Below are 7877 nucleotides of genomic sequence, written 5' to 3'. Positions count from 1 at the left end.
CGGCCAGGTGGAGGGCTGGGTGCGCGGGCGCCGGGCCGCCGAGCCTCCGCTCCACTGCGCGCGGGCCGCGGCGCGGTCGGCCGGAGCCGCGCGGAGGGCGCCCGCCGTCCGGACCGCCGGAGGCGTCCGGTGACCGTGACCCCGAAGGTGGCCAACATCGTGATCGACTGCGCCGACCTGGAGGCCCTGGGCGCGTTCTGGGGCGGCCTGCTCGGCATGAAGCCGACCGGCCGGGACGACGACTGGCTCGACCTCGAACCGCTCGGCGAGGGCGGCCCGACGCTGTCGTTCCAGCTCGTCCCGGAACGCAAGACGATCAAGAACCGGCTGCACCTCGACCTCTACGTGCCGGACGTCGCGGCCGCGGGCGAGCGGGCGGAACGGCTCGGCGCGACCCCGGCCTCCGGCCTGATGGGCCGCCCGGAGGCGCCCTTCCGGGTGTGGCGCGACCCGGAGGGCAACGAGTTCTGCCTGTGCACCGGGACCTGACCGGCGCCGCGGCGGCCTCCTAGCCGAGGACGGTGGCGAGGCGCCGGACGCCCTCCGCCAGCTCCGCCTCCGACGCGGCCGCGCCGTAGCTGAGCCGCAGAAAGGGCCCGGGGGCCTCGGCGGGGAAGAACGGGCGCCCGGCGCTCACGAGGACCCCGGCGCGCAGCGCCGCCTCGGCGAGCTCGACGTCGTCCACCCCGCCGGGCAGCCGGGCCCACACCTGGAAACCCCCCGCCGGACGGTTCGCGCTCAGCGCGGGCAGGTCGCGGGCGAGGGCGGTGAGCAGCGCGTCCCGCCGGTCCCGCAGCGCCGTCCGGACGGCCCGCAGATGGCGCGGCCAGCCGGGGGAGCTGACCAGTTCGAGCAGGGTCTCCTGCAGCGGCCTCGCCGGGAAGAACTCCTCGACCAGCTGCGTCGCGCGGATCCGCGCCGCGACGGGACCGCGGGCGATCACCGCGGCGACCCGCAGGCTCGGCGCGGTGGCCTTGGTGAGCGAGGCGATGTGGACGACCCGGCCGTCCCCGTCCGCGGCGACCAGCGGCGGCGGGGGCGGCTCGATCGCGACGTGCCGCGCGAAGTCGTCCTCGACGACGAACGCCCCGGCGGCCCGCGCGACCGCGAGCACCCGCGCCCGCCGCTCCGGCGCGAGGACCGCGCCCGTCGGGTTGTGGAAGGCGGGCTGGCAGTAGAGCGCCCGCGCACCGGTCATCGCGAACGCCTCGGCGAGCAGGTCGGGGCGCAGGCCGTCCGCGTCCACCGGGACGGGGACCGGGTGCAGCCCGCTCGCCCGCGCCACCGCGAGGACCCCCAGGTAGGTGGGCGACTCGACCAGCAGCGGCGCGCCGGGCGGGAGCAGCGCCCGGAGCACGGTGGTCAGCGACTGCTGCCCGCCGCTCGTGATCACGACGTCGGCGGGCGAGACCCCGCCGCCGGCCGCGCGAGCGAACCAGGCCCGCAGCCCGGGGACGCCGCCGAGGTCGGGCATCTCCCACGCGCCGGGCCGCCGCGCGGCCCGCGCCGCCGCCGTCGCCAGCGCGCGGACCGGCTGGAGCGACGGATGCAGGTAGCCGCCGCTGAGCACCGCCGTGCCCTCCGGCGGCGGGGTGAGCAGCCAGGAGACGCCGGTCGCGTCGACGGACCGGTCGCCGAGCGCCACCGCCTGCCAGCCGAGGTCGGCGGGCCCGCCGCCGGGGCCCGTCCCCGCGGGACGGTCGGCCACGAAGGCGCCGCTGCCCGGACGGGTCACCACGAGCCCCTCGGCGGCCAGCAGCGCGAGCGCCCGCGACACCGTCACGGGGCTGACCCGGTGCCGCTCGACCAGCGCCCGGCTCGACGGCAGGCGCTCGCCGGGCCCCAGCCGGCGGGCCTCCGCGCGCAGCGCGTCGGCGAGCGAGACCACACTGCTATCGTGGTGCATGAGAGATGAGAGTAGCGCTACTGCCCCCACGTCGATAGCGGGCGGCGCTCCGGGAGCCGGTCTCGGGTTCGCCGCGCTGGGCGTGCTGACCTTCTCCTTCACCGTCCCCGCCTCGGTCCTGGGCCTGGAGGGCCTCGATCCGTACCTGATCGGCGTCGGGCGGTCCGCCGCGGCGGCCGTGCTCGCCGCCATCGCCCTGCTGGCGGTGCGGGCCCGCCCGCCCCGGCGCGGCCAGTGGTCCGGGCTCGCGGTCGCCTGCGCCGGAGTGATCTTCGGGTTCCCGCTGCTCTCGACGCTCGCGCTCGCGCACGGCGCCTCGTCGGCGCACTCGGCCGTCGTGATCGGGCTGCTGCCGGCCGCCACCGCCGTCCTCGGGGTGCTGCGGGCGGGGGAGCGGCCGTCCCGCGGGTTCTGGCTGGCCGGCGCCGCGGGCGCCTGCTGCGTCACCGGCTTCGCCCTCGTCCGCGGCGCCGGCCGCGTCACCGCCGCCGACCTGCTGCTGTTCGGCGCGCTGCTGGCCGCCGCGATCGGTTACGCCGAGGGCGCGCGGCTGACCCGCGAGATGCCGGGCTGGCGCGTCATCTCGTGGGCGCTGCTCCTCGCCGCGCCGATCACGGTCCCCGTCACCCTCTGGCTGCTCGCCACCACCGGCCCGCACTGGACGGGCCGCGCGGCGCTCGGCTTCGGGTACGTGACGGTGTTCTCCGCCTACCTCGGCTTCTTCGCCTGGTACGAGGGCCTCGCGCGGGCGGGGATCGCGCGGGCGAGCCAGGTGCAGCTCACGCAGCCGGTGCTGACGCTCGTCTGGTCCGGCCTCGTCCTGGGGGAGTCGATCGACGCCACCACCGCCCTGGCCGCCGTGGGCGTGCTCGTCTGCGTGGGCCTCACCCAGCGCGCCCGCATCCGCCACGCGACCCCGGCCGCACCGCTACCGGAAAGCGGCCCCGCGACGCGCGGGACGACGGGTCGCGCCTCAGAACCCGTGGTTCCTCGGTAGCCGGACGGTGACACCGCGGTCGCTCACGTGGACGCGCGCCGTGGGCATGGTGCGCGGGAAGGGGCGGTGGACACCGACGATCGTCGCGATGACCGGCCCGCTGTTCCCGGAGGCCGCCCTGGCCGGTCCGGTCAGTCCTTGACGATCTGGATGAGCAGGGTGACGACGCCGACGCCCACGCCGATCGGGATCGCGGCGCCGGGGGCGAGGGCGCAGAGCGCGGCGGCACCGGCGGCGGTGACGATGATGACGAGCGCGCGCGTGCTCAGCAGGGGTTTCGGTTCGGTCCGGTCCGGTCGTACTCGCATGTCGGCTCGACCTCCATCCCCGACCCCGATGCCCGGGTCGGGACCTGGCGGCGGCTCCCCATCGGGCCCGCGTCACCAGATCCTTCCCCCGCCGTGGCGGTTCGCGCGGTTCCGGCCGAAACCATGATCGTTCCATGGGGGAAGGCATGCCGAAGGCCGCCCGGATGGCCGGGCATGCCGCGCCGATCCGAGATCATTGCGAGATGGCACGGATGGGCGGGTTCGGGGGAACGGGCCGCGGCCTGCTGCGGAGAGTCTCGCGCTGGGCGGGGTGGACGGCGGCGTACGCGCTCGGGCTGCTCGCCCTCGTGTCCGCCGGGGCCTGGGTGTGGTGGCAGCCCGAGCCGAAGGCGCGCGGCACGGAGGCGAACGCGCTGTGGGCGCGGCACCAGTGGGTGGGGGAGCCGCACTCGGACGCCGAGTACCGCGCCCTCGGCGCGCTGCTGAAGCAGAACCGCATCACCGACGTGTACTTCCACGCCGGGCCGTTCGACGGCGACGGGACGGTCCCGCCGGCCAAGTACCGCTACGCCCGGCGGCTCGTGGAGGCCGTCCGCCGGTACGCGCCGGGCGTGCGCGCCCAGGCCTACCTGGGCCAGGTGCGGAAGGTGGACGGCGGGGACGGCATCGACCTCGACGACCCCGCCGTCCGCGAACGCGTGCTGGCAACCGACAGGATCTTCCTCGACCTGGGCTTCGACGGCATCCACTACGACTTCGAGCCGATCTATCCCGACGACGACGCGTTCCTGGAGCTGATGGACCGGACGAGGGAGCTGACCCGCTCCCGAGGGCGGCTGCTGTCGGTGTCGCTGGAGCAGCCGACGCTCGTGGACGCCCTCCAGCCGGTCTACAAGGCGCTCCTTCCGCGCCACGGCCGGTTCCACTACCCGCCCCGCCCGACCCGCGACTTCCTGAACGCCGTCGCCGACCGCGCCGACCAGGTCGCGATCATGACCTACGACGTGGCGCTGCCGACGCGGTCCCTGGCCGGGCTGCACTACGCCCGGCACACCCGCTGGACGCTGGAGCTGATCGGCGACCGCACCACGGTGTTCATCGGCGTCCCCACCTACCGGCCCGTCATGGGCTGGGCGGACGACCTGGACGTGGCGCTGCGCGGCGTCCGGCGGGGCCTCGACCAGCTGGACCGTCCGCCGGCCAGGCCCTACGGCGTGGGTGTCTACGCCGAGTGGACTACATCCCCCGAAGAGTGGGCTCGCTATCGCGCCACATGGCTGCCGCGCACGCCAGATAATTTTGGCGGTTAGGAAACCCCTCCTGTGACGTTCCAATTCTCGCGTTACCGCAGGTGAGACGTGGTGGATACGTCCGGACGCGCGGGGTACCCCATGGTGCGGAGCAGACCCTTCCAGGGACGCACAGGGAAGTGGGGACGACGCCGATGGGCATTGAGCAGACCGCGTTGCACGTCGCCGACCGCCTCCGGGAGCTGTCCGCCGAGTTCGCCGGGTGGCGGATCGGCCGCGGCGGCTCGGGGCAGTGGTGGGCCGTCCGCGGGAACGACCTCGTCCGGACGCCCGACGTCGAGGAGTTGCGCGTCCGTCTGCACGAGTTCACCGCAGCCGGGAGGGGCCTTTGAGGCGGCGCGCCGGGAACGGCGGGCGACCGGGGCGGTGACGACGCGAGCGAGGGAGGCGAGGGCCGGCCGCGGGCCGCGGGCGGGTCCGCGGCGGGGACGGTCACGTTATCCAACCGAGTCCGGGAAGTGGCCGGACTGACCCCGTAACGAGGCATTTGCGTGCCACGATGTGGTTGTGGAGCCGCCGCCACGCGTACCCCCGAGCGTGTGGCGGCGGCTTCTTCCATGCCCGCCGGTGCCCGCGCCGGCCCCGCCCCGGCCCCGCGCCGATGACGCTCCGGCGCCCGCGCCGGTGCCGTATCGATGCCCGCAGGGACCTGCGGGTCCACGCCGCGCGGCCGGAACGGTACCGTTCGATGCATGGCACCCAGCACAACGACCGACGCGCCGTTCGGGCGGATGCTGACCGCGATGGTCACCCCGTTCCTGCCCGACGGCGGCGTCGACTACGACGGCGCCGCGCGCCTCGCGACCCACCTGGTCGACGAGCGGCGCCATGACGGCCTGGTCGTCAACGGGACGACGGGCGAGTCGCCGACGACGAGCGACGACGAGAAACGGGATCTGCTGCGCGCGGTCGTCGACGCGGTCGGGGACCGCGCGGTGGTCGTCGCCGGTGCCGGGACGAACCACACCGAGCACAGCCTGAAACTCGCGCGGCAGGCCGAGGCCGCCGGCGCGCACGGGCTGCTGGTGGTCACGCCCTACTACAACAAGCCCCCGCAGGAGGGCCTCGTCCGCCACTTCACCGCGGTCGCGGACGCCACGGGCCTGCCCACGATGCTCTACGACATCCCGGGCCGCGCCGGCGTGCCGATCGAGAACGGCACGCTGCTCAAGCTGGCCGAGCACCCGCGGATCCTCGCCGTCAAGGACGCCAAGGGCGACCTGTTCGGCGCGTCCAAGGTCATGGCCGAGACCGACCTGGTCTGGTACTCCGGCGACGACAACCTCAACCTGCCGTGGCTCTCCGTGGGCGCCGCCGGGTTCGTCAGCGTCGTCGGGCATGTCGTGGGTACCGAACTCCATGAGATGATCGACGCATACCGCGCCGGTGAGCACGGTCGGGCGCTGGACATCCACCGCCGGCTGCTGCCCGTGGTCACCGCCATCATGACCCGTACGCAGGGCGCCATCGCCGTCAAGGCAGCGCTGAACCTGCTCGGCCTCCCCGGCGGCGGCCCGCTGCGCGCGCCGCTCGTGGAGGCCCCGCCGGAGTTCGCGGCGCGCCTGCGTGAGGACCTGACGATAGGGGGAGTCAAAGTGCCCGAGGTCGCCATCCCGGAGGTCGCCCGGTGAGCCATCCTCACCCCGAGCTCTCGGAACCGCCCGCGGTGCCCGAAGGCGGGCTGCGCATCGTCGCGCTCGGCGGGCTCGGCGAGATCGGCCGCAACATGACGGTGTACGAGTACGGCGGCCGCCTGCTCGTCGTCGACTGCGGCGTGCTCTTCCCCGAGACCGAGCAGCCCGGCATCGACCTGATCCTGCCCGACTTCGAGTACATCAGGGACCGGCTCGACGACATCGAGGCCGTGGTCCTCACGCACGGCCACGAGGACCACATCGGCGCCGTCCCGTACCTGCTGCGCGAGCGCCGCGACATCCCGCTGGTCGGGTCGCGGCTCACGCTGGCGCTGCTGGAGGCCAAGCTCACCGAGCACCGCATCCGGCCGGCGACCGACGTGGTCGCCGAGGGCGAGAAGCGCACGTTCGGGCCGTTCGAGCTGGAGTTCCTCGCGGTCAACCACTCGATCCCGGACGCGCTGGCCGTCGCCATCCGCACCCCGGCGGGGCTCGTCCTCGCCACCGGCGACTTCAAGATGGACCAGCTTCCGCTGGACGGCCGCCTCACGGACCTGCCCGGCTTCGCCCGGCTCGGCGCCGAGGGCATCGACCTGCTGATGTCCGACTCGACCAACGCCGAGGTGCCCGGCTTCGTCACCAGCGAGCGCAACATCGGCCCCGTCGTGGACGAGGTGTTCCGCACCGCGCAGGAGCGGCTGATCGTGGCGTGCTTCGCCTCGCACGTCCACCGCGTCCAGCAGGTCCTGGACGCCGCCGTCGCCAACGGGCGCAAGGTCTGCTTCATCGGCCGGTCGATGGTCCGCAACATGGGCGTCGCCCGCGAGCTCGGCTACCTGAACGTGCCCGAGGGCATCATGGTCGACCCGAAGGAGCTCGACGACATCCCGGGCGACAAGCTCGTCCTGGTGTGCACCGGCTCCCAGGGCGAGCCGATGTCGGCGCTGTCGCGGATGGCGAACCGCGACCACCAGATCCGCATCACCGCCCGCGACACCGTGATGCTGGCGTCGTCGCTGATCCCCGGCAACGAGAACGCCGTCAACCGCGTGATCAACGGCCTCACCCGGTGGGGCGCGCGGGTCGTCCACAAGGGCAACGCGCTGGTGCACGTGTCGGGGCACGCCTCGGCGGGCGAGCTGCTGTACGTCCTCAACGTGACCAAGCCGGGCAACTTCATGCCGATCCACGGCGAGTGGCGGCACCTGCGCGCCCACGCCAAGCTGGCCGCGCTGACCGGCGTGCCCGACGAGAACATCGTCATCGCCGAGGACGGCGTCGTCGTCGACCTCGTGGACGGCCAGGCGAAGATCGTCGGCGCCGTCCCGGCCGGCTACGTCTACGTGGACGGCCTGTCCGTCGGCGAGGTCACCGAGACCTCGCTGAAGGACCGCCGGATCCTCGGCGAGGAGGGCTTCGTCTCCATCGTCGTCGGGATCGACTCGACGTCCGGCAAGCTCGTCGCCGGGCCGGAGATCCACGCCCGCGGCGCCGGCATCGTCAACGAGGACTTCGACGCGATCATCGGCCGGATCGAGGAGCTGCTGCGCGACGCGGCCGGTGACGGCGTCAACGACGTCCACCAGATCAGCCAGCTCGTCCGGCGCACCGTCGGCAAGTGGGTGAGCGACAACTACCGCCGCCGCCCGATGATCATCCCGGTCGTCGTCGAGGTGTAGCGCGCGTCCGGACGGCCGCGGTCCCGCGGCCGTCCGGAGGCGGCGCCGCGGGCCGCGCGGCGGGCCGCGCAACACGCCGCCC

General features: G+C 74.5%; 8 protein-coding genes. 6 read left to right on the top strand and 2 right to left on the bottom strand.

Going from position 1 to position 7877, the window contains the following annotated elements:
• Positions 1-129 precede the first annotated feature (129 nt).
• Entirely contained in the window at positions 130-489 is a 360-nt protein-coding gene (locus E1300_RS45295; RefSeq protein ID WP_242619808.1) for a VOC family protein, read from the top strand.
• Between the two features lie 19 nt (positions 490-508).
• On the opposite strand, the gene E1300_RS45290 is transcribed toward E1300_RS45295, so the two are convergent.
• On the bottom strand, positions 509-1906 hold the full coding sequence (locus tag E1300_RS45290) for an aminotransferase-like domain-containing protein (RefSeq protein ID WP_131763449.1): 1398 nt from the start codon (positions 1904-1906) through the stop codon (positions 509-511).
• Between E1300_RS45290 and E1300_RS45285 the strand changes: the two genes are divergently transcribed.
• A complete protein-coding gene (locus E1300_RS45285; RefSeq protein WP_131763448.1) occupies positions 1905-2903 on the top strand; it encodes a DMT family transporter in 999 nt (332 codons plus the stop codon). The genes E1300_RS45290 and E1300_RS45285 overlap by 2 nt on opposite strands.
• Positions 2904-3034: 131 nt before the next feature.
• On the opposite strand, the gene E1300_RS50905 is transcribed toward E1300_RS45285, so the two are convergent.
• Positions 3035-3211 carry a hypothetical protein gene (locus E1300_RS50905; protein ID WP_165503292.1) on the bottom strand — a complete coding sequence of 59 codons (177 nt, stop codon included), beginning with the start codon at positions 3209-3211 and terminating at the stop codon, positions 3035-3037.
• Between the two features lie 203 nt (positions 3212-3414).
• Between E1300_RS50905 and E1300_RS45275 the strand changes: the two genes are divergently transcribed.
• The 4 genes from E1300_RS45275 (at position 3415) to E1300_RS45260 (ending at position 7795) form a co-directional block, all read left to right on the top strand.
• Entirely contained in the window at positions 3415-4482 is a 1068-nt protein-coding gene (locus tag E1300_RS45275; protein ID WP_242619807.1) for a glycoside hydrolase family 18 protein, read from the top strand.
• A gap of 134 nt (positions 4483-4616) precedes the next feature.
• The gene (locus E1300_RS45270; RefSeq protein WP_131763446.1) at positions 4617-4814 is read left to right on the top strand and encodes a hypothetical protein; all 198 of its coding nucleotides are present in this window, start codon (positions 4617-4619) and stop codon (positions 4812-4814) included.
• 360 nt (positions 4815-5174) lie between these two features.
• Positions 5175-6113: a 4-hydroxy-tetrahydrodipicolinate synthase gene (gene dapA, locus E1300_RS45265; RefSeq protein ID WP_131763445.1), complete on the top strand. Its 939-nt coding sequence runs from the start codon at positions 5175-5177 to the stop codon at positions 6111-6113.
• The gene (locus E1300_RS45260; RefSeq protein ID WP_131763444.1) at positions 6110-7795 is read left to right on the top strand and encodes a ribonuclease J; all 1686 of its coding nucleotides are present in this window, start codon (positions 6110-6112) and stop codon (positions 7793-7795) included. Before dapA ends, E1300_RS45260 begins: the two co-directional genes overlap by 4 nt.
• Positions 7796-7877: the final 82 nt, after the last annotated feature.

Source organism: Actinomadura fibrosa (assembly GCF_900659615.1).
GTDB lineage: Bacteria > Actinomycetota > Actinomycetes > Streptosporangiales > Streptosporangiaceae > Spirillospora > Spirillospora fibrosa.
The sequence above is the reverse complement of the archived record's forward strand: the minus strand, read 5'-3'. Positions and strand labels throughout refer to the sequence as shown.

Coding starts and splice junctions, on each gene's coding strand:
- E1300_RS45285 (WP_131763448.1), top strand. CDS start 1,905: ATGAGAGATGAGAGTAGCGCTACTGCCCCCACGTCGATAGCGGGCGGC.
- E1300_RS45290 (WP_131763449.1), bottom strand. CDS start 1,906: ATGCACCACGATAGCAGTGTGGTCTCGCTCGCCGACGCGCTGCGCGCG.
- E1300_RS50905 (WP_165503292.1), bottom strand. CDS start 3,211: ATGCGAGTACGACCGGACCGGACCGAACCGAAACCCCTGCTGAGCACG.
- E1300_RS45275 (WP_242619807.1), top strand. CDS start 3,415: ATGGCACGGATGGGCGGGTTCGGGGGAACGGGCCGCGGCCTGCTGCGG.
- E1300_RS45270 (WP_131763446.1), top strand. CDS start 4,617: ATGGGCATTGAGCAGACCGCGTTGCACGTCGCCGACCGCCTCCGGGAG.
- dapA (WP_131763445.1), top strand. CDS start 5,175: ATGGCACCCAGCACAACGACCGACGCGCCGTTCGGGCGGATGCTGACC.